This is a genomic window from uncultured Roseobacter sp., from assembly GCF_947488185.1.
GTDB lineage: Bacteria > Pseudomonadota > Alphaproteobacteria > Rhodobacterales > Rhodobacteraceae > Roseobacter.
Map to the genome: position 1 here is coordinate 552,574 of NZ_CANKYM010000002.1, position 19,023 is coordinate 571,596.

Here is a 19,023-nt window from a genome sequence, read left to right on the forward strand (position 1 = left end):
CGTGCGTACGGTTGCAAAATCGGTGCGCGGCATAATCAGCTTCGCTATGATTGGTTGCGGTGCAGGTCACGCAGGACATCAAAGACCCGATCCACGGTACGTCGAATCGCGGGGCTGAACCGGTCATCATCATGCACCACCAACCATTGATCACTGTCCAGTTCATCGATGGTTTCGCTCACCCTCATCAATCCGCTTTGCCTGTCGCCAACAATGGTCGGAAGAAGCGCCCGCGCCGACCCCGCAAGCGCTAAATCGAGCATGTTCCGGGGGTGGGTAACTTCAATAATTTCTCTTTCATCCGCGTGTTTGCCGAGCCACTCCGCAGATGGGGTGTTGCCCGTATACCGTGCCCACGGGTTCACATCCTTGTCGGTCGCATAAAACGCAAAACGCACACGGCCCACCCGACGACCGGCAAGCCCCCGTTGGTGTGGACGGTGATTGCGGATGCCGATAATTGCCTGTCTTCGACTGATATCAAGCACCTCTTCGGCTGCAATGAGGCGCACCAAAATGCTGTCATCAGATCCTACGATGGCATCCATCTTCTCACACAGGTACTTGCTCATCCAAGTCCCCGCTGAAATCTTGACCAAAGTGCGCTTGCCACGGGCGGGCGGGTTCCAGATCGTTGATAGCCCCGCCTCCAGCGTGGTCACTTTTTCAAAAAGGGCCTCACCATCAGCAGTCAGCTCATACCCCTTGGGTAGTCGCCTAAACAATTCACGTCCGGTGGCCCTTTCCAGGTCAAGCATGCGTCGCGATAGTGTGGGCGCGCTTTTGCCCGTGGCTTTGCTGGCTTTCGCCAACCCGTGACCGCGCGCAACAGCCGCAAAAAGCCTTAAATCATCCCAGTTGACGTTCATTTCATGCATGAAATGAAACCTATCGCATGTTTTGCTGGCGCAACAGTGGTGCCGACGGAAAAGAAGGGGGAGGGAGGTGGAAAGCGTTGAGGTGCATGATCGTATCGCAAATCAGAGAAATTGCACCGGTATTATTCGGGCTTCCCGGTCTGATCCTGCTCAGGCTCAGCCAGCGATTTCAGAACTCGGGTGCAGTGGCCCCATTGGCTTGCTTGTCGGTGCTGGCGCTCTTGTTCATCTATCTTACGTGGCTCTCCGGGCTTTGTGGTGGCGTCGGAACGGGATATCGCAGATCAGCTTCAATTCGTTTGACCTGTGGTGTGGCTTCGCGCAGAGTTCCGAATAATTCGCAACTCTTCGAGGACTTTACTTGGCTCTCCCACGCATTTCTCTTCAAGCTTTGGAGGCATTTGAGCGAGTGTCGGCCTCCGGATCGATGCAGCAAGCTGCGTTGGAGCTGGGATTGTCGATTTCTACCGTATCGCATCACATCGCTCGCCTGGAAGAGCAGTTGGGCGCGGTCTTGCTCGATCGCGCGACGCGACCATTCCATCTGACGCGCGAAGGGGAGGAGGCCTTGCATCATCTGCGCAAAGGTCTTCCTCACTTGCGGCGTGCCACCAGCGAAACAGCAATTGGTGGGCTGATCGGTACCCGTTCATTGCATGTTGGAATCGTGGAAGACTTCGAAAGCCGTGTCGCACCGGAACTCGCGGTGGCGCTTGCAAGTCAAATGCCGCGCGCAAGGCTGGCGATTCATAATGTTCTGAGTCACGAAGCGCCATCGCTGTTACGCAAGGGACAGCTCGACATTGTCATCGCGTCAGAGGCGGATCAGCGCATGGCGGATGTTCAATGCAACCCGCTTGTACGTGATCCCTTTGTTATTGCAGTACCAAAGAGTGTCGAGTTTCAATCCGAAACGCTGCTTTCAGGGGCGACCGCTTTGCCATTTCTGCGGTTCAATCCAAACCACCTTATCGGGGCTCAGATCGAAACGCATCTTGCCCGCAGTCGAATTTCACTTCCGGATCGATACGCATTCGACAGCGCGCAGTCGATCATGGCAATTATCGCCAACGGTGACGGATGGGCGGTTATGACCCCGCTGGGGTTCATCCGTGCGCGGCGTTTCATAGACCGGGTTCAGCTTCTACCCCTGTCCGTTGCTGCCTTCGCAAGGCAGATTTCCCTGATGTCGCGCAGCGATTTTGACCTGCGGATCGCCCGGGCGGTTTCGGCCCTGATACGACAGATCATCGCGCTTGAAGCGGTTGCGCCTGTTGTTGCCTTCTATCCGTGGCTTTCGAGTGCATTCAGTGTGCTCGAACGCGACGACTAACCGACCCACTCAAGGTTCCCAAGGCACATTTTTTAAGCACTCGAAAGATGCGTCAAAATATGTGCTTTGAAGAAAAGAGTTTCGAAAATATCGAAAGTGATGACCTTGTCTTGACGTCAGACGTCAGCAGGTTTCTGAGTGGTGACCTGGAAATCGAGGGGTGAAAAACAAGTCATGCGCAATCAAGCTCGGGTCGTCGTCATCGGAGGCGGTATTGCAGGATGCTCAGCTCTCTATCACCTGACCCGAGAGGGTTGGAGCGACGTGATGCTGATCGAGCGGGATGAACTGACCTCGGGCACGACCTGGCATTCAGCGGCGCAGGTTACGAACTTTGGCATGTCGCAGACCATGGTTGGACTGAAGTCGCATTCGATCGCCCTCTACAAGGAATTGCGTGATGATCCGGATTATCCCGTGGGGTATAACTACGGCGATGGCGGCATCCGTTTAGCCAATACCGAAGCGCAGATGGACGGCTATCGCCACTTTGCGTCGATGGCGGCGGGCATGGGAGTCAACTTCGAGGTGTTGGACGCGCAGGAATGTGCGCGTCGCCATCCGCTGATTTCCACAGACAACCTGCTGGGTGGGCTTTGGGACCCGACCGACGGTCATATTGACCCCGCACAGCTCTGTCAGGCACTCGCTCGCCGTGCCCGCCTCGCGGGCGCCGAAGTGAACCGGCACACGCCGGTGACAGCGTTGACACAGCACCCGGACAGCACCTGGACGGTTCACACTGACAAAGGCGATGTGCGATGCGAGATTGTGGTGAATGCCGGCGGCTATCGCTGCAATGAGATCGGCGCGATGATGGCGGTCAGCCATCCGGTCGCCTCGATGGAGCACCAGTATTTTTTGACCGAGGATATTCCCGCGATTGCGGAGGCAGGGCACCGTATCCCGCTGTTGCGATGCCCGATCAGCGATTACTATTCACGGCAGGAAAAGGGGGGCCTGCTGCTCGGCTTTTACGAACAGGACTGCCGCACCTGGGGACTGGACGGGATCGATCCGCATTTCTCAAACGACCTTTGCCCCGATGATCTGGACCGGGTGAGCGATGTTCTGGAAGGCGCTTTCGAGCGTATGCCTGTTCTGATGGAGACCGGCATTCGGGAGATCGTGAACGGCCCGATCACCTATACAATTGATGGCGCGCCTCTTGTTGGGCCGGTCCCGGGCAAAAGAAATGCATTCTGTATCATAGGCCTGCGAGCCGGGCTGGGTGAAGGAGGCGGCCATGGCTGGCTCTTGGCACAACAGATCGTTCACGGCGAAGCGGAGTATGACACATGGGCGCTCGACCCGCGGCGCTTCACTGGCCACGCTACGGTTGAGCTGACGGCTCTCAAGGCGATCGAAGACTATCAGAACGAATTCCGTTTCCATTTTCCGCATGAACACCGTCCCGCGGGGCGACCAATGAAAACAACGCCGCTGACGGCGGTCCTTGCGTCCGAGGGTGCTGCATTCGGTACCGTCAACGGGTGGGAACGCGTAGATTACATAAAGCCCTCGCCTGATTTCTACGAAACGCTCGGATTTAGGTTCAACGAAGTCCATGATGTCGTCGCGGCAGAGGTCGATGCTGTGGCCACGGGCGTCGGTTTGACCGAAGTGTCAGGCTTCAACCGCTTAGAGCTCACCGGGGCGGATGTTCATACGTTTCTGGACCGCATGATCTGTGGGGCCGTGCCGAAAAAAACCGGCAGGGTCGGATTGGGCTATCTGCTGAATCATCAGGGTATGGTGAAAGCGGAGGCGACGATTGCCACGCTCCCGGACTCTGATCGTGGGGGTGAACGGGTCTGGTATGGCTCAGCGGCTGCGTCCGAATATCACGACATGGACTGGCTCACGGCCCACGTGCGCGCGGATGAAGACGTGTCGATCCGGTCGCTGACCAATGCGCAGACCATCCTTGTGCTGGCCGGGCCAAAGGCGCGGGATGTCCTGCAGTCCGCCGCTCGCGGGGATTGGTCGCGCGAGGCCTTCCCCTGGCTCTCCCTGCGCGAGGCGTATGTAGGTATTGCGCCTGTGACTGTTCTGGGCGTCAGTTTTTCAGGGGAACTTGCCTATGAAATTCATGTTCCAAACGAAAACCTGCATGCCGCCTATGCGGCCCTGTGCCGCGCGGGCGAGGCCCATGGATTACGCCGGTTCGGGTCACGCGCGGTGGAGTCGATGCGGTTGGAGAAAGGCTTTCTGCACTGGAAGTCCGATATTCTGACCGAGTTCGATCCCTTTGAGACCGGTTTGGACCGATTTGTCCGGCTCCAAAAGCCCGGGTTTGTGGGCAAGGACGCGTTGCTTGCGCGGGTTGATGCCGGACCGAGGCGGAAACTGGTAACGCTGGCGCTTGAGTGTGGCCATGCACCTGCGACCTCTGGCGCATCGGTGCGCGCTGACGGTCGTATCATCGGAACGGTCACGTCGGGTGATTGGGGACATCGGACGGGATTGAACCTCGCCTACGCATTTGTCGATCCGGATCTTGCGGACCATGGCAGCGCGTTGTCGGTGGATGTCATTGGTGAAGCGGTTGCCGCGCAGGTGATTGCGCCGTCTCCTTACGATCCAGGTTTTGACAAAATGCGCAGCTGACGGGTGTTAAGGGGTTTGAACGCTTGTGCTTTGTCCGTCTGCCAGCGCCTTTCCCACGGCGCGCAGGCTGGCGGGCGACCGCGCATCTTCAACCCGACGGTATCGTTGGGACTGCAATCAGTGGGCTGATACCAAGGCGATACAGCCGACGATAATCAGGCTGAGGGCCCAGATCAGGTCAAGGTTAAACCAGCTTTTTTGCAGGAACTTGAGCCCGAGCCAGCGGTAGACACCGACGGCGATGGTTCCGCCTGCGAGGATCATCGCGCCAGTGTGGGCAAGGGCCACGGCGATGGCGGCGGTCGCATTGTTCCACATGAGGCTATAGGCGGCGGCATGGCCTGCGTCGGTTTCAAGCGTGCCGCAGATGCCCAGATAGATCGGTACCAACATGAGACCTGCGCCATGAGCCATGGCGGCGAGGAAGGACCAAAGCGCCAGCCGCGAGGGCGGCACGCGCGCCAGGAAGCGCGGGTGGCGGCGGTTGATCAGCAGGTAGACCCCGAGGCCGATGACCAGCAGGGCAGCGCCCGTCTGAATCTGTACCTGCCATTCGACCAGCATCATGAGCGCGGAGAAGGGAAAGAGGATCGCCGCCATGGCCAGCAGATGCCCGACAGCCAGCGCCGCGAGGGCTTTATAGAGGTTGCCCGCGTTCCGCGCCATCAGCGCCGCCGACACGGCGAGCGGCCAACCCATGCCTGGATTGACCCCGTGATAGATGCCCGAGACCACGACGGCGGACCAGAGGGACGCCGCCGTGTTCATGCTTTCCACTGCCTAGACGGAAGGGTAGCAGAAGCTGTCGGTGGAACAGTCGCCGCCCTCTAGCCGGATCTGGTGGCTGCGGTAGCCCTCGGGGAACTCAACCCAGAAGTTCTCATTCAGGGTCAGCCCGCCGTCTTTGCCCACATCCGCGCAGACCATCGCGGCTCCGCGGTCACCGGGATAGAACTGGTCGTCCCATGTGGAATAGAGCGAGTTGGTCCAGTAGACGCGCTTACCGTCGCGGCTGATTTCGACCATCTGCGGGCCGTAGCCGAACTCCTTACCATTGGGGTGCAGCGTCTTCTTCACAATCCCGCCGATTTCGACCTTGCCTGCCAGCACCGGGTTCATCGGGTCGGAGACGTCATATTGGTGCATCTCGCCCAGCCCCCAGCAGGCGACATAGAGGTATTTGTCATCAAGGCTGAGGTCGATGTCGGTGACCAGTGGCGGCACGGCGCCAAAGCCCTTGAGCAACTCGGGCAAGTCGTCTGCATCCGCTGGCACAGGGTCGATGGTCACGGTCTTTTTCGCCTCAAACGTGCCGTCTTCGTTGCGCCACCAGGTGAAGATCGCACCCTGCAGGTTGGTGGTGTCGACCACCACGCCGCAGAAGCCGTACTCCTTGGCCGGATCATGCGCAGGCCGGATCTCCAACGCCATCTGGTGGTTCTCGCCAAGATCGATGGTCTGGATGTTCTTGCGCGCGCGCAGATCCCAGAAGTGGATCGAATGGCCGTATTTGTTGCTGAGCAGATCCTCCGGCACCACGCCGTTTTCGAACTGCGGCGGCAGGCCCCATTCGGAGCTGACCATGTAGTCGCGCGGCAGGTTCCACCAGAAGTCATAGTGCTTGTCCTGCGCGCCGCGGTCCATCTCGTAGCGCCCCAGGATCTCGAAGGTCTCGCAATCCATGATGAAAATACCGGGAGGGCCGTCGGTGCCATCCTCGCCACCGCCGCCGAGGGTCGAGACATAGATGCCCTCGGGGCCGCAATGGATCGTGTGCGGGCGGGAATAGCCGGTTTTGGCCTTCAACTCTTCCGGTTCAATGATCTTGTGGATTTTGGCCTTCAGCGGTTCCTTGACGTCGATGATGTAGATGCGGCTCGACCGGATGCCCGGGATGATCAGGTAGCGCCGTTCAAGGAAGGCGTGCCCCGTAAGTGGCGAGAGTGCGGACGAACAGGCATTCCATCCGAAGTGGTGAAACTCGTCACCGGTGTTCGGCATGAACAGGCTATGCACGATCTGGCCGTAGGTGTCGGAGTTCGGGTCCACATCGACCACGGCGAGGCCGTCGGGCTGTGAACCATCGGGGCTCAGCATCAGCGTGAAGGCGAGCGTTTCGACCGGGGCCTGCATGGCCATCTGTGGTGTGGGGTAAAACGTCGGGTCTGGTCTTAGGTTCATTTTTAATCCTCCCTGACGGACGCAGATGACGGAATTCTATCGCGTCCATGGAAAAGCTGGCACAGAATCAAATGTCAGACAATTGAAATTTGAAGGGCGTGCTGCTGCGCCAAGATGCGTTTTCGCGGCTATGATCGTCTTCAATCGTTGCTGGGCCGCTTGAGCTTGAAGAGATAAGCCGCTGAATAGGAATGTGAATATGTGCCCTCGGCCCTTGGCGTGATGCACGGGTTCCATCCGTCCTTACGACCCCTTTTCGGGGCGCGGTCGGCGAGATTGTGAAAGACCCGTCCGGCCAGAGTTCATAAATACGTCATCTTACTGCGACCCGAACGACATCTGGCGTGCCTACCGTCCGGCGTCATGAACGAGCATTTCCGATGGATGAGGATAGCATGAAAAGAATGACGTATCTGGGTGCCGCCGCTCTCTGTTTCGCCGGTCTGACCGCCACGCTGGGGCAGGCCGCGACCGTTGGCACATACAATACCCTTACCGGCGCGGCACCCTTGGTGATCGGGCATCGGGGGGCCCCGGCCTACCTGCCGGAGAACAGCATTGGCGGCAATGAGCTTGCAGCTAAAATGGGGTCCGATTTTATCGAAACCGACGTGATGATGACCAAGGACAACGTGTTGATCGCAATGCACGACACGACGCTGGAACGGACGACGAATGTCGAAGACATCTATGCGCCACGTAACGGTGGCTATGCGGTGAGCGACTTCACCTACGAGGAGTTGCGCGCGCTGACCGTCAACCCGACCGGCAGCGGGGCGGAAACCTTTCCAGGCTTCACGCCCTCCGCCGACAACCCTTACCGCATTACCACCTTTGCGGACATGCTGGATGCGCTCACGGCCTATAACGTCGCCAATGGCACCAGTGTCGGCATGCTGACCGAGGGCAAATACAGCGACAATATCGATACCAGCCGGGCGGTGATCCAGACGCTGATCGACAAGGGATACGACACCCCGGAAAAATCTGTCGTGCAGTCGTTCGATTTTAACAATGTCAGCGACTACGCAGAGCTGCTCGACGCGGCGGGTGTCGAAATGGGCGTCGCACAGTTGGGCGTCGGGTGGCCGTTGGATGATGGCACGTTGGGTGTGCTTAGCATCGGCGGGGCCTTTGGCACGCTGACGCAACTGTCCCAGTATACGGATACTGTCGCATTGAGCTTCAGAACCATCACCGAAGAGTTGATCGCCGCTGCGCATGGCGAAGGCCTGAGCGTTTACGGCTGGACCTTCCGGCCCGACGATCAGAAGGAGGCATTCGAGCTTGCCGAAACCTTTCTGGACTGGGGGTTGGATGGGTTCATCACCGACAACCCCGATTACCTGCGCCGCGCGGTCGACGCCTATGATGATCAGGTTTCCCCGGTGCCGCTGCCTGCGGGCATGCCGCTTCTGGTGGTTGCCCTGCTTGGCTTGGCTTGGCTGCGTCGCCGGGTCTGAAACAGTGCGGCGCGCGCGCCTCCGCACGCCGAATTCACGCGTCTCTATCAGGCCTCGCTGTCTCGCAGCGGGGCCTTTCTCGTGATGCTTTCAGCAATCGTCTGGCGGTGTCGGTCCGCGGGGGCGTCAGTACTCTGCCTGAGCGAGCATTTGTCTTTCCCGCTGCTGCCCCATCTGCGAAGAAACGGTGGCGTGAAGCCGCTAGCCTGTGCGCTGCTTAACCGGCGCAATGACGTGCGACACGATCAGCGTCCCGACAATTCAGATTGAAATCAGATGATTGTCCCAGCGGAGCATGCTGTACGCACTTTGCCGGACCTCCGGGGCTTTCAAACTCTGCAAACTGCCGGTGCCGGAGGTGACCGCGAACCCATCGACGTGTGGTGCAACACCGCACACGTCCTCCAGAGGCGTTACGTGAACCAGGCGGGCCATTTCGGCGTCATATACATGCAGCCTGCCACCTCTTGGCGAGGTGGCTGCGATGGTGCGCCCGTCCTTCGAGAACGCGATGCTGCCCACGTATCCATTCATCGCCTGTATTTCTTCACCGGGCGCCCCCATCAGGACGATCTTTGCGCCGCTTCGGTGCAGACCGACCAAAGCCTTCACCGGCCCATCCCCCTGCCATTGCATGCCCAAAGCCGTGTCACCGCGCGCATTGACCGCCAGGTGGCGGATCGAATTGTTGCGCATCTCGGGGGGTAGCGCTGCCGTTTCGATTGCGCGCCCTTGCGCGATATAGCTCAGGTTGGGCCGCATCGTGGGAATGTTCAGCTTGGTCCGGCCGCTGTCCGGATGGGTGTCGATGCCGCCATTGGCGACGACCAGCGTGTCTGACCCCGGCAACCGCTTGATGTCATGGGGACCGATTCCGCCGCTGCCCCATTCATCCACGCGCGTATAGCCGCGGGTGACATCCCAGACGCCGATCCGTCCCACGCCAGCCTCAAAGTCATTCTCCGTGGTGAACAGCAGCTCGCCATTTGCCGAATAGGCGCCGTGGCCGTAAAAATGCCGCCCTTCGGGAGTGGTGAGGGTTTGCAGGGCGCGCCCGGTTGCACAGTCGATCACTATGGCAAAGGTGCCGGGGCGCCTGGCAAAAGCGACGGACTCGGGGCGGGTGGGGTGCGCAGCGGCGGCATGGCCGCGCGCGGGCAGGGGGATTTGAAACCGCACGTCAAGCGACGCGCCGATCCCGCAGAGCACGTAGCGGCCATCCGGGCGGGCGGCGGCGGAGAGATAAGCGGGGGAGCCTGCATCCGCCCAGGTCGGTCTGGGCAGCAGACCTGCCGCGAGCAGGCCGCCCAAAAACTGTCGCCGACCGGTTGCTGGCTTGCGCATGTCAGTCCCCATCCAGGGCGTTGAACCCTGCCGCCACGCCGAGTGTCGGGCCAAGTTCATCGCGTACCGTCGCGCGAATGACATCAACCGATTGCTGGATCACTTCGATCCTGACGCGCCCCTGCGGGTCTGCCACGCCGGCAAAGACTGGATCCTCCAGTGTGGCCAGCCGGGTTAGCGCCCGATCAAAGCCCTTGATAAGGGTGGCCGAGAGCGGAGCATCTGACGCCGCAAGGCGCTGGGCCAGGTCACGCAGCGATGTCAGGCTCAGGGTGACATGTCTGGACGACCGGGCAGAGCGGCGCGCCTCGGCGCGGTTTGGGCGCGGACGGTCGAAGGTGCCGAGCGGTCTGCCCAGCCGTGCGTCCGAGGTGAACTGAAGTCCGGTAGTCAACGCTTTGAAAGCCTCCTGCAGGACTTCTTCTTCGCTGCGGTAGAGGCTGCCGGGCGCCGGGTTCCGCATCTTCTCCGCGTAGCCGTTTTGCCAATCGCTCAGAATGTCCGAGGAAAGCGCGGCAATGTCCGCGCTGATGGTTTGCACCAGTTGGCAGTGGTATCCGGCATCGCCTGCCGCCATCAGGGTATCGTCGTAGAGCAGGAATTCCACCGCATAGAACCCCCGCGCCGCGATAGAGACGGCGGCGTAATCTTCCGGCGATGCGGCAATCGGATCAGCCTCGGCGATCAGCGTATTCAGCGCACGCGGCGTGGCCCCTCTGCTGTCCGGCCAGAAGGCGAGGGCAAAGGCACGGTCCGCCGCCTCCGTCGGACCAAAGCGCAGGTGACTCGCCGCGATCCAGGCATCAAAGGCGTCGCCATAGGCACTGCGAAAGGCGTCAGAAGTGGGGGTGCAATCCCCCGCTGCCGTCTCTGCCAGGGTCCGAGAGCGCTCGGCCAGAACCTCGAAACGCGGCAGGATATGGCCCGTCAGGATGTCGTCGATCACGGGTGCCGCGCTCTGGGAGGCGGCCACAACGGGGGTCAACAGCACCACCGCCGACAGGATGAGATGTTTCATAGGCTCTCCAGAAAGGCGATCAGCGCCGCACGGTCTTCGGTGGACAGGTCAATCACCGCGTCCCGCTGCGGCTGTGCCTCGCCCCCGTGCCATAGAACGGCCTCCAGCAGGGAACGCGCCCGCCCGTCGTGCAGGAAGTAGGTGTGGCCGCTGACCTGTTGCGTCAGCCCGATGCCCCAGAGCGGCGGCGTGCGCCATTCCTGACCGGTGGCGCGCGCTTCGGGGCGGTTGTCGGCCAGGCCAGGACCCATGTCGTGCAGCAGCATGTCGGTATAAGGCCAGATCAACTGGAAGCTTTGTTCGGGCTGATCTGCCAGCCGGTGGGTCACAAAGCTGGGCGTATGGCAGGAGGTGCAGCCAGTATTGTAAAAAATCTCCTTGCCCCGCAAGACCTGCGGATCGCCTGCGTTTCGGCGCGCGGGCACGCCAAGGTTGCGACTGTAAAAGGTGACCAGATCCAGCCCTTCGGCGTCGATCTCCGTGCCGCGGTCGTCGCCATCGCCGTGAATGGCGGCCAGGCAATCAGCCTGCAGATCGGTGCATTCACCGCTGCCCGCCGAGAACAACGGGTTGGAGATGCCGATATCGCCTGCGAAGGCGGAGGCCGACTGTTCGCGGATCGTGGGATTTCCCGCCTTGAGACCAAAACGCCCCAGCATCGGCTGATCAAACTCCACCGACCAGACCACATTTGGGCGGCCGGAAATACCGTCACCATCGGCGTCATCGGGGTCTGCATTGGCGAGGATGTCGGCAGCAGGCACCGCTTCCAGCAGCCCCAGGCCGATCATCTGCGGCGCGATGCGCGGGCTGAGCATCGCATCTGGGTGCAAGGGGCCATAACCCAGATCGGCGGCGTTATAGGTCGGGTGGCGCAGAGAGACCTCCCCCCCATCGGCCAGCGTGATGATTTCCTCCTCATAGGTGATGTCGAGCCGATATTCGGAGGCGTGGCCTTGCACGGCAAAATCCTGCAACTGAGTGCCGTAGGTCGGATCAGGGGCCGTGGCGATGTAATCCTTGATGGCGGCGATGCCGTCCTCCGCCGTGCCGGGGATCGAAATGCGCAGGAACATCGAGATCGAATTATCCTGCGGTGTTTCCGGCGGGTGCCCGCGCCCATCCTTGATGTGGCAGCGCTGGCAGGAGCGGGCGTTGAAAAGCGGCCCCAGACCGTCCGAGGCCAGTGTCGAGGAGGGCGACGATACCCAGAGCTTGCGAAAGAGGCCGTTGCCGACCTTGAAATCCAACTCATCCTCAAAGCTGATGTTGCCCGAGGGTTTGGAGAAGGCATCTGCCGTCCTGGCCACGCGCACGGTCGCGGCCCCGGCGGGTTTGTCCTCGAAGCGTGTGGGGGCCGTGAAATCACTTGTCGGCGCCGTCACGGCGGCAATCCGGGCGGCTTCGTCCGGGGTGCGGGGGACGACATTCAGATGGGGATCGCCGAGGTCCCATGTGGCACCATCGGCCAGTGCGAAAGTGCCCGTCACCGCCAGGGTGACGAGCAGGATGTTATTCGGCTTCATCCATTTTTGACGCATTGAGCTGGGCATATTTTTCTTCACCGAGTTTGGCCACAAGATCGAGCTGCGTTTCGAGAAAGTCGATATGACCTTCCTCGTCGGTCAGCAATTCCTCAAAGACGTTCTTTGACACGAAATCCCCCACGGATTCGCAGTATTTGCGCGCCTCCGTGTAAAGCGTGTGGGCGTCATGCTCCGCCGCCAGATCGCATTCCAGCGTCTCCTTGGGCGTCTGGCCAATCCTCAGAGGGTCCAGTTTCTGCAGGTTCGGGTGACCGCCCAGAAACAGGATGCGCGCAATGATCTTATCCGCATGGTTCATCTCTTCGATGCTTTCTTCACGGGATTTCTTGGCCATGTGGCCCAGACCCCAGTCTTCCTGCATCCGGTAGTGCAGCCAGTACTGGCTGACTGCGGTCAGTTCACTCCGAAGCGCGGAGTTGAGATATTCGATAACTTTCTTGTCGCCGTTCATTTTGGGTTTCCTGTGGTGCTCCGCTCTTGAGATTGCGGAGGTGCATGGGGACTTCCAGATTGTCGTTCGCGCGCATGGTGGAGAGGAAAAGCGGCATGCAGCCGCCGCAATCCGCTGCCTTTCCAAGCGCCCGATAGACTTTGCCTGGGGTGACGATGGTCTTGTCATCCGATGCCCGCATCCAGTCAATCGCGGCATGGATGTCGTGATCCGTGATGCTTTGACAGTGGCAGACGATCATTCTGTGCAACCTTTCGATGTACGCATGATGACAAGACCTGTTTCAGATTACTGGAAAACCGCTTCGGGATCATCCAGGCTGTCTGATCCTTCAAAGGCGATCTGGTCGAGACCCAGCGCCGCGACAACCCGTTCGATGGAGCGGGTCTGATCGATCAGACCGTTGACGCCGCCCATGATCAGGGCCTCACCAGCAGCATTGCCGCGCTCCAGCATCTGGTCATAGGCAAAACCGGCCTCGGCTGCTGTCTTGATCCGGCCCAGGGCCATCATCGTGTTGCCGAGCTTACCCGACATTTCAGCGTCGAGATCGGCATCGACGGCAGCCACCATGTCGGAGAGGGAGGGGCCGGAGACCAGCGTGCCATCGACGCGGATGTATTCGCCCAGATAGACGTTCTGGATGCCCAAGCCGTCGTAGTAGTGGCTGTTGTGGGTGTTGTCGGAGAAGCAATCGTGCTCTTCTTCGGGGTCGTTCAGCATCAGGCCCAGACGCATGCGTTCACCCGCCTGCTCGCCGTAGGAGAGAGAGCCCATGCCGGTCAGGATCGCGGCCAGCCCGGCGTCGACATTCGATGTCAGCTCCGTGCGCGCGGCACCGCCATCACCCCACTGCGCCGCCATCCATTCCAGATCGGAGACCAGCAGATCGGTGGCGGCCGCAAGATATGCGCCGCGACGGTCACAATTGCCGCCCGTGCAGGCATCTCCGGCTGCGAAATCTGTCCACGGGCGATTGCCCGCGCCGTCCCCGTGGCCATTCAGGTCCTGCCCCCAGAGCAGGAATTCAATGGCGTGGTAGCCTGTGGCAACATTCGCCTCGATCCCATCCGCCTCATGCAGGGTTTCCGCCAGCAGGGCCGGGGTAATTTCAGCGGCGTCGATCTCTTTGCCCGACAGGGTGAAGGCAGGGCTTGCCACCACGTTCAGCGCGGCAAATTCGTTTTCGTCCGATGGCCCGCCGTAGGAGGCATCGACATAGTCAATCAGGCCCTCGTCGAGCGGCCAGGCATTCACCTTGCCTTCCCAATCATCGACGATGGCGTTTCCGAACCGGTACACTTCGGTCTGCTGGTAAGGCACGCGCGCGGCCACCCATGCAGCCCGGGCGGCGGTCAGGTTTTCTGCCGAGGAGTCGGCGATCAGCGCAGCAACGGCCTGTTGCAGGCGTTGTGCGGTGATCAGGCTGTCTTCGTATTTGGCCGCGGCAATATCGGCGTAGGTGTCGAGCACTTCGTCTTTTCTGGCATCCGGATCCGCCGTGGCTGCGGTGCCGAGGCCGACGCACAGGGCCAGAGCACTCGTGGCAAGGGTAAGAGGTTTCATGGTTCTGACTGTCCTTTTCAGTGAAGTGTCGTTTTTGATTTTGGGGTCGTGTTTGAATGAGGGGGCGGGAAGCTTTCGGCCTTCAGCGCCATGCGCCGCAGGGCGAAACCGAATTCCTGTGCGGCCCCGACCAGCGCGCCTGCCATATCCGGGCGCACGATCGTGGTGGCGATCATCAGGGCATCCTCGTGCTCGCCTTCGCTGGCATAGCCGACGAAATTGGCAAAGCAGGATTCATCCGCGCCCAGGCATTTGCAGGTCACATTGTGCCGCATCAACGGGCGCCGACCATGTCGTGCGCACAGATCGCAGAGCATCTCAAAAGACTTGAGTGCCTGCCGCCCGCTTTGCGGGCCCAGGGCCGTGGCAAAGTCGTTCCAGACCTGACGCTGCGCGTCGGGGCCCGTGCACCAGAGCCTCAGATAAAGAACGGCACCAGCTTCGACTGCGCCAAGCTCCGCGACATATCCAACCGGCGCACCGCCGCGATGTGGGGTCTTGTCCGTCATTTGGTCAGGATCAACTTTCCGGATCGGGTGATGCGCAGGGTGTAGAGCTGATCCTGAAGCTTGATCTTCGCCAGATAGCCCCCTTTGGTGAGGTCCTGCGCCTCATAGACCGGGAGTTTTTCCACCGAGAAATGATCGAATTCCTTTGCCACGCTCACCACCATAGCCCGCCCCATTCTTCCCGCTCGACGGCGTCGAGAACCCATTCCAGGTTCAGATAGGTAGGCACGCCGCATTCCACGGCGGCACAGATCATTTCCATGCGGCTCTGAGGGTCAAAAAGGCGGTCCATAGTCTGGCGTACTTCAACTTGCATTGGTTCCTCCGATCGAGACGTCGCTGCTGCGTTGGCTCACCCGGAATCGCAGGGCTGGCTGGTTCGGATTAAAGTTGAGTGATTTAATCGGAAAAAGCAACAGAGTAATTGACAAAAAAAGTAAGATACTGAAAGCTGCCGATCAGAGCGGGCACATCTGACCCCCGCTGACATCAGGAGAACACCATGACACTTGCACCGCATGTGCATGGTTTCGCTCTTGCAATAGCAGCCAGTGCGACCCTCGTCGCATCCGCCCCTGACGCATCTGCCGAAGCTGTGACACTCACCGATATCGCGGGGCGTGAAATCACGCTGCCGCAGGCGCCCACCCGGATCATTCTGGGGGAGGGGCGCATGATGTATGCCATTGCGCCGCTGACCGACGGCAACCCGTTTGAAAAGATCGTCGGCTGGAAAGATGACCTGATCCAGTACGATCCCGATGCCTTCCGCAAATTCGAGGCGGCCTTTCCACAGGATGCCGCACGCATGGTCAATTTCGGCAACCCCTATGCCGGGGATTTCAGCATTGAAGCGGTTCTGGAAAACGAGGCTGATCTTGTGCTGCTGGATCTCGGTAATCTCTTCAAAGCGGAGGAGACCGGCCTGATCGACAAGCTCGACAAGGCAGGCGTGCCGGTTGCCTTCATCGACTTCCGGCAGAATCCGACCGAAAACGCGATCCCATCAATGCTGTTGCTGGGCCGCGTGCTGGGTGAAGAGCAGAACGCGGCAGAATTCATTGATTTCTATGTGGCGCAGATGCGCAAGGTCTCCAACGTGGTCGCGGGTATGCCGGCGGAGGAACGTCCGCTGGTCGTGGTTGAGAACGCCGCCGGGTGGCAGAATGATTTCTGCTGCTCGTCCTTCGGCCCCTACAACTACGGTCGTTTCGTCGAACTGGCAGGTGGCACCAACTACGGGTCCAAACTGGCCAATGCCTATTCGGTCGATCTGAGCCTTGAGGGCATTCTGACCGCCGACCCGGATGTCGTGATCGGCACCGGTGCGAACTGGGCCGAGGCCAGACCGGAGGTCACGGCCACTCTGTTGGGCTACGAGGCCGATGCCGACGAAAACGCCAGACGAATCAAAGCCTTGGCGGAACGCTCCGGCTTCAAGGACCTGCGGGCGGTGCAGGAGGGGCGGATGCATTCCATCTACCACCAGTTTTATAACTCGCCTTACCACTTCATCGCGATTCAGCAGATCGCCAAGTGGCTGCACCCTGCCGATTTTGAGGATCTCGATCCGCAGGCGACCTTTGACGAGTTGCACAGCAAGTTCATGCCCTATGAAAACAGCGGGCAGTTCTGGGTGACCCTAAATTGACCGGCCCGTGGCCCCGCGCCCGCGGGGCCACATCCACTGCGGGATTCTTGCCATGACTTCTGTTCCATCCCTTCCGGCGAACTTTGTCGCCGAAGGCTATCGCGCCCGTTCCATCAAGCGCGTCGCGCTGATTGCCGGGGCGTTTTTGCTGCTGCTCGTCACGCTGACCATCGACGTCATCACCGGCCCTGCCGATCTGAGTTTCTGGCGCACCTTCACGGTGATCCTCAACCCCTCCGTGGCGACGGTGACGGAAGAGGTGATCATCTGGGACCTGCGCCTGCCGGTGGCCTGCATGGCCATTGCCGTTGGGGCCATGCTGGGCGTCGCAGGGGCCGAGATGCAGACGATCCTCAACAACCCGCTGGCTGATCCCTTCACGCTGGGCCTGTCGTCGGCGGCCAGTTTCGGCGCAGCCCTTGCCATCGTTCTAGGCTGGTCGGTCATCCCCGGCGTTGGCGGGCTGTTTGTGACGGTGAACGCCTTTGTCCTGGCGATGCTCACGTCGCTGGCGCTCTTTGGCTTCACCAGACTGCGCGGCGTGACGCCCGAGGCGATGATCCTCGTGGGCATCGCCATGCTCTTTACCTTCAACGCCCTGTTGGCCTTTCTGCAATACGGTGCCTCAGAGCTGCAACTGGCCCAGATCATCTTCTGGCAGTTGGGCTCGCTTGCCCGCGCCACATGGGCAAAGGTTAGCGTATGCCTCGCCGTTCTGATGATCGTGCTGCCCTATTTCATTCACCGTAGCTGGGCACTGACCGCGCTGCGTATGGGCGAGGAGAAGGCGGCCAGCCTCGGCGTCAACGTCTCGCTCCTGCGTCTCTCGGTGCTGGCGGGTGTGTCGCTTTTGGCTGCTGTCGCGGTGTCCTTTGTCGGCGCGATTGCCTTTGTCGGGCTGGTCGGGCCGCATATCGCGCGCATCATCGTGGGTGAGGACCAGCGCGGTTTCCTGCCCATGTCGGCCCTTGCCGGGGCGCTGATCCTGTCGGGCACGTCGATTGCGTCCAAGGCGATCACCCCGGGCATCGTTTACCCGATCGGCATGATCACCTCGCTCATTGGCATTCCGTTCTTTGTCAGTCTGATCCTCAGCCAGCGCCGGAAGCACTGGCAATGAGTGGGCTGCGCATCGACACCCTCTCCTTCGCCTATGGTGCCCGGCCCGTTCTGGAAGAGGTCAGCATGGCCCCTTTGCAGCCGGGCACGCTGACCGCGCTGATCGGGCCCAACGCCTCGGGCAAATCCACGCTCTTTCGCTGTATCGCGGGGCTGCTCAAACCCGCCTCCGGATCGGTTTGGCTGGGGGACACCGATCTTGCCACGCTGCGGAGCAAGGCCCGGTTGCAGCGGGTGTGCATCATGCCGCAGTTCTTTGCCGCCAACGCCGCCCTCACCGTGTTTGACGTGGTCCTGATGGCGCATAAGAATCTGTCCGGCTGGCGGGTCTTACCGTCGGATGTCTCGGCGGTCGCCGCCGCGCTCGAAGCGGGCGGGATCGCGCATCTGGCGGATGCCTACATCGGCGAGCTCTCAGGCGGGCAGGCGCAAATGGTCTCCGTCGCGCAATCGCTGGTGCGCCGGTCGGAGGTTTATCTCTTTGACGAGCCGACATCTGCGTTGGACCTGCGCCACCAGCTGGATGTGCTGGCGCAAATCCGTGCGCAGATGATCGCCCGGAACGCCATTGGCATCGTCGCTTTGCATGATCTGAACCTTGCCGCGCGCTTTGCCGATCATCTGATCTTGCTGGGCGAGGGGCGGGTTCGGGTGCAGGGCGCTCCGGCGGACGTGCTCGGCACGCCCGATCTGTCTGATGTCTACAGGGTGGCCATCGAAGTGGCGCAAGGCCCGAAACAGGAGATTTCCGTGCATGCTTACGCGCCGTAGTCTTTTGCTGTCATCCGCGGCCGCTGGGATTTATCCTGCATACCTATGGGCAGAGGCCTGCAGACCACCGGTATCACAGGGCGGCCAGCACGCTGTTCTGATGTTGAACGCCGCCTGCGGAGATGCGCAGCAGACCAATGTGTTCGAACCTGCGGTGCTGCATGTGGCGCCCGGCGACACGGTGACCTTTCACCCAACCCACGCGGGGCACAACACTGCCTCCAAGCGCGGCATGATCCCCGACGGTGCGGAACCGTGGAACAGTTCGCTGGACGTGGTGCATGCGGTCACGCTGACCGTGCCGGGCGTCTACGGTTACATCTGCGTGCCGCATTATGAGATGGGCATGGTGGGGGTGATTGTCGTGGGTGACCCGTCTGCGAACCTGGAGGCCGTGCGCAAGATCAGGCATCCGGGCCGCGCCAGAAAGGCCTTTCGGGACCTCTTGGCGCAGGTCTGACCCTCCGGACTGAAACATGTGCTGCTCTCTGGTGTTCAGGCACGGCTGTACCAGACAAATGTGCCTATGCACGCCATTCGCCTGGCTTCCGTACATTTTTCAAGTCGTGGGACCAGATGGAA

The 19,023-nt window shown here is 60.6% G+C and carries 19 protein-coding genes; 7 read left to right on the forward strand and 12 right to left on the reverse strand.

Features of this window, described 5'->3' with window-relative positions:
• Positions 1–44: 44 nt before the first annotated feature.
• Positions 45–878 (reverse strand): LysR family transcriptional regulator, encoded by an 834-nt coding sequence (locus Q1A52_RS08660; RefSeq protein ID WP_300013630.1) that lies wholly within the window; start codon positions 876–878, stop codon positions 45–47.
• 391 nt (positions 879–1,269) lie between these two features.
• Here Q1A52_RS08660 and Q1A52_RS08665 point away from each other — a divergent pair, with 391 nt between their 5' ends.
• Together Q1A52_RS08665 and Q1A52_RS08670 are read left to right on the forward strand one after the other, a co-directional pair.
• Positions 1,270–2,211, forward strand: a complete 942-nt coding sequence (locus Q1A52_RS08665; protein ID WP_300014947.1) for a LysR family transcriptional regulator — start codon at positions 1,270–1,272, stop codon at positions 2,209–2,211.
• Positions 2,212–2,385: 174 nt separating this feature from the next.
• Entirely contained in the window at positions 2,386–4,821 is a 2,436-nt protein-coding gene (locus Q1A52_RS08670) for an FAD-dependent oxidoreductase (RefSeq protein ID WP_300013633.1), read from the forward strand.
• Between the two features lie 117 nt (positions 4,822–4,938).
• Here Q1A52_RS08670 and Q1A52_RS08675 read toward each other — a convergent pair whose 3' ends face one another.
• Together Q1A52_RS08675 and Q1A52_RS08680 are read right to left on the reverse strand one after the other, a co-directional pair.
• Positions 4,939–5,589, reverse strand: coding sequence for a hypothetical protein (locus Q1A52_RS08675; protein WP_300013636.1), 651 nt, complete (start codon positions 5,587–5,589; stop codon positions 4,939–4,941).
• A 12-nt stretch (positions 5,590–5,601) separates the two neighbouring features.
• The gene (locus Q1A52_RS08680) at positions 5,602–7,002 is read right to left on the reverse strand and encodes a selenium-binding protein SBP56-related protein (protein WP_300013639.1); all 1,401 of its coding nucleotides are present in this window, start codon (positions 7,000–7,002) and stop codon (positions 5,602–5,604) included.
• Positions 7,003–7,397: 395 nt separating this feature from the next.
• Between Q1A52_RS08680 and Q1A52_RS08685 the strand changes: the two genes are divergently transcribed.
• Positions 7,398–8,465, forward strand: coding sequence for a glycerophosphodiester phosphodiesterase family protein (locus Q1A52_RS08685; RefSeq protein ID WP_300013642.1), 1,068 nt, complete (start codon positions 7,398–7,400; stop codon positions 8,463–8,465).
• 261 nt (positions 8,466–8,726) lie between these two features.
• Here Q1A52_RS08685 and Q1A52_RS08690 read toward each other — a convergent pair whose 3' ends face one another.
• The 9 genes from Q1A52_RS08690 to Q1A52_RS08730 are packed head-to-tail and all read right to left on the reverse strand — an operon-like array spanning position 8,727 to position 15,216.
• Positions 8,727–9,809, reverse strand: a complete 1,083-nt coding sequence (locus Q1A52_RS08690) for a DUF1513 domain-containing protein (protein ID WP_300013644.1) — start codon at positions 9,807–9,809, stop codon at positions 8,727–8,729.
• A 1-nt stretch (position 9,810) separates the two neighbouring features.
• Entirely contained in the window at positions 9,811–10,827 is a 1,017-nt protein-coding gene (locus Q1A52_RS08695) for an imelysin family protein (RefSeq protein ID WP_300013647.1), read from the reverse strand.
• Entirely contained in the window at positions 10,824–12,353 is a 1,530-nt protein-coding gene (locus Q1A52_RS08700; protein ID WP_300013649.1) for a di-heme oxidoredictase family protein, read from the reverse strand. The genes Q1A52_RS08695 and Q1A52_RS08700 overlap by 4 nt, the downstream gene beginning before the upstream one ends.
• Positions 12,340–12,825 (reverse strand): bacterioferritin, encoded by a 486-nt coding sequence (bfr, locus tag Q1A52_RS08705; RefSeq protein WP_195818834.1) that lies wholly within the window; start codon positions 12,823–12,825, stop codon positions 12,340–12,342. Before bfr ends, Q1A52_RS08700 begins: the two co-directional genes overlap by 14 nt.
• Positions 12,773–13,066 carry a (2Fe-2S)-binding protein gene (locus Q1A52_RS08710; protein WP_195818835.1) on the reverse strand — a complete coding sequence of 98 codons (294 nt, stop codon included), beginning with the start codon at positions 13,064–13,066 and terminating at the stop codon, positions 12,773–12,775. The genes bfr and Q1A52_RS08710 overlap by 53 nt, the downstream gene beginning before the upstream one ends.
• Positions 13,067–13,113: 47 nt before the next feature.
• A complete protein-coding gene (locus Q1A52_RS08715; protein ID WP_300013652.1) occupies positions 13,114–14,391 on the reverse strand; it encodes an imelysin family protein in 1,278 nt (425 codons plus the stop codon).
• A gap of 17 nt (positions 14,392–14,408) precedes the next feature.
• On the reverse strand, positions 14,409–14,900 hold the full coding sequence (locus Q1A52_RS08720) for a hypothetical protein (protein WP_300013655.1): 492 nt from the start codon (positions 14,898–14,900) through the stop codon (positions 14,409–14,411).
• A complete protein-coding gene (gene hemP / locus Q1A52_RS08725; protein ID WP_300013659.1) occupies positions 14,897–15,064 on the reverse strand; it encodes a hemin uptake protein HemP in 168 nt (55 codons plus the stop codon). Before hemP ends, Q1A52_RS08720 begins: the two co-directional genes overlap by 4 nt.
• Entirely contained in the window at positions 15,055–15,216 is a 162-nt protein-coding gene (locus Q1A52_RS08730; RefSeq protein ID WP_195818839.1) for a hypothetical protein, read from the reverse strand. The genes hemP and Q1A52_RS08730 overlap by 10 nt, the downstream gene beginning before the upstream one ends.
• Positions 15,217–15,402: 186 nt before the next feature.
• Between Q1A52_RS08730 and Q1A52_RS08735 the strand changes: the two genes are divergently transcribed.
• From Q1A52_RS08735 to Q1A52_RS08750, 4 genes are read left to right on the forward strand one after another with little or no spacing between them, the layout of a single operon-like run.
• Positions 15,403–16,551, forward strand: a complete 1,149-nt coding sequence (locus tag Q1A52_RS08735) for an ABC transporter substrate-binding protein (protein ID WP_300013663.1) — start codon at positions 15,403–15,405, stop codon at positions 16,549–16,551.
• A gap of 52 nt (positions 16,552–16,603) precedes the next feature.
• Positions 16,604–17,671: an iron ABC transporter permease gene (locus Q1A52_RS08740; protein ID WP_300013666.1), complete on the forward strand. Its 1,068-nt coding sequence runs from the start codon at positions 16,604–16,606 to the stop codon at positions 17,669–17,671.
• Entirely contained in the window at positions 17,668–18,441 is a 774-nt protein-coding gene (locus tag Q1A52_RS08745) for an ABC transporter ATP-binding protein (RefSeq protein ID WP_300013669.1), read from the forward strand. Before Q1A52_RS08740 ends, Q1A52_RS08745 begins: the two co-directional genes overlap by 4 nt.
• On the forward strand, positions 18,425–18,901 hold the full coding sequence (locus Q1A52_RS08750) for a pseudoazurin (protein WP_300013672.1): 477 nt from the start codon (positions 18,425–18,427) through the stop codon (positions 18,899–18,901). Before Q1A52_RS08745 ends, Q1A52_RS08750 begins: the two co-directional genes overlap by 17 nt.
• Positions 18,902–19,023: the final 122 nt, after the last annotated feature.

Excerpts from the sequence above, each read along its gene's own strand:
- Q1A52_RS08660 (WP_300013630.1), bottom strand. The coding sequence starts at position 878 with ATGCATGAAATGAACGTCAACTGGGATGATTTAAGGCTTTTTGCGGCT.
- Q1A52_RS08670 (WP_300013633.1), top strand. The coding sequence starts at position 2,386 with ATGCGCAATCAAGCTCGGGTCGTCGTCATCGGAGGCGGTATTGCAGGA.
- Q1A52_RS08675 (WP_300013636.1), bottom strand. The coding sequence starts at position 5,589 with ATGAACACGGCGGCGTCCCTCTGGTCCGCCGTCGTGGTCTCGGGCATC.
- Q1A52_RS08680 (WP_300013639.1), bottom strand. The coding sequence starts at position 7,002 with ATGAACCTAAGACCAGACCCGACGTTTTACCCCACACCACAGATGGCC.
- Q1A52_RS08685 (WP_300013642.1), top strand. The coding sequence starts at position 7,398 with ATGAAAAGAATGACGTATCTGGGTGCCGCCGCTCTCTGTTTCGCCGGT.
- Q1A52_RS08690 (WP_300013644.1), bottom strand. The coding sequence starts at position 9,809 with ATGCGCAAGCCAGCAACCGGTCGGCGACAGTTTTTGGGCGGCCTGCTC.
- Q1A52_RS08695 (WP_300013647.1), bottom strand. The coding sequence starts at position 10,827 with ATGAAACATCTCATCCTGTCGGCGGTGGTGCTGTTGACCCCCGTTGTG.
- Q1A52_RS08700 (WP_300013649.1), bottom strand. The coding sequence starts at position 12,353 with ATGAAGCCGAATAACATCCTGCTCGTCACCCTGGCGGTGACGGGCACT.
- bfr (WP_195818834.1), bottom strand. The coding sequence starts at position 12,825 with ATGAACGGCGACAAGAAAGTTATCGAATATCTCAACTCCGCGCTTCGG.
- Q1A52_RS08710 (WP_195818835.1), bottom strand. The coding sequence starts at position 13,066 with ATGATCGTCTGCCACTGTCAAAGCATCACGGATCACGACATCCATGCC.
- Q1A52_RS08715 (WP_300013652.1), bottom strand. The coding sequence starts at position 14,391 with ATGAAACCTCTTACCCTTGCCACGAGTGCTCTGGCCCTGTGCGTCGGC.
- Q1A52_RS08720 (WP_300013655.1), bottom strand. The coding sequence starts at position 14,900 with ATGACGGACAAGACCCCACATCGCGGCGGTGCGCCGGTTGGATATGTC.
- hemP (WP_300013659.1), bottom strand. The coding sequence starts at position 15,064 with ATGGTGGTGAGCGTGGCAAAGGAATTCGATCATTTCTCGGTGGAAAAA.
- Q1A52_RS08730 (WP_195818839.1), bottom strand. The coding sequence starts at position 15,216 with ATGCAAGTTGAAGTACGCCAGACTATGGACCGCCTTTTTGACCCTCAG.
- Q1A52_RS08735 (WP_300013663.1), top strand. The coding sequence starts at position 15,403 with ATGACACTTGCACCGCATGTGCATGGTTTCGCTCTTGCAATAGCAGCC.
- Q1A52_RS08740 (WP_300013666.1), top strand. The coding sequence starts at position 16,604 with ATGACTTCTGTTCCATCCCTTCCGGCGAACTTTGTCGCCGAAGGCTAT.
- Q1A52_RS08745 (WP_300013669.1), top strand. The coding sequence starts at position 17,668 with ATGAGTGGGCTGCGCATCGACACCCTCTCCTTCGCCTATGGTGCCCGG.
- Q1A52_RS08750 (WP_300013672.1), top strand. The coding sequence starts at position 18,425 with ATGCTTACGCGCCGTAGTCTTTTGCTGTCATCCGCGGCCGCTGGGATT.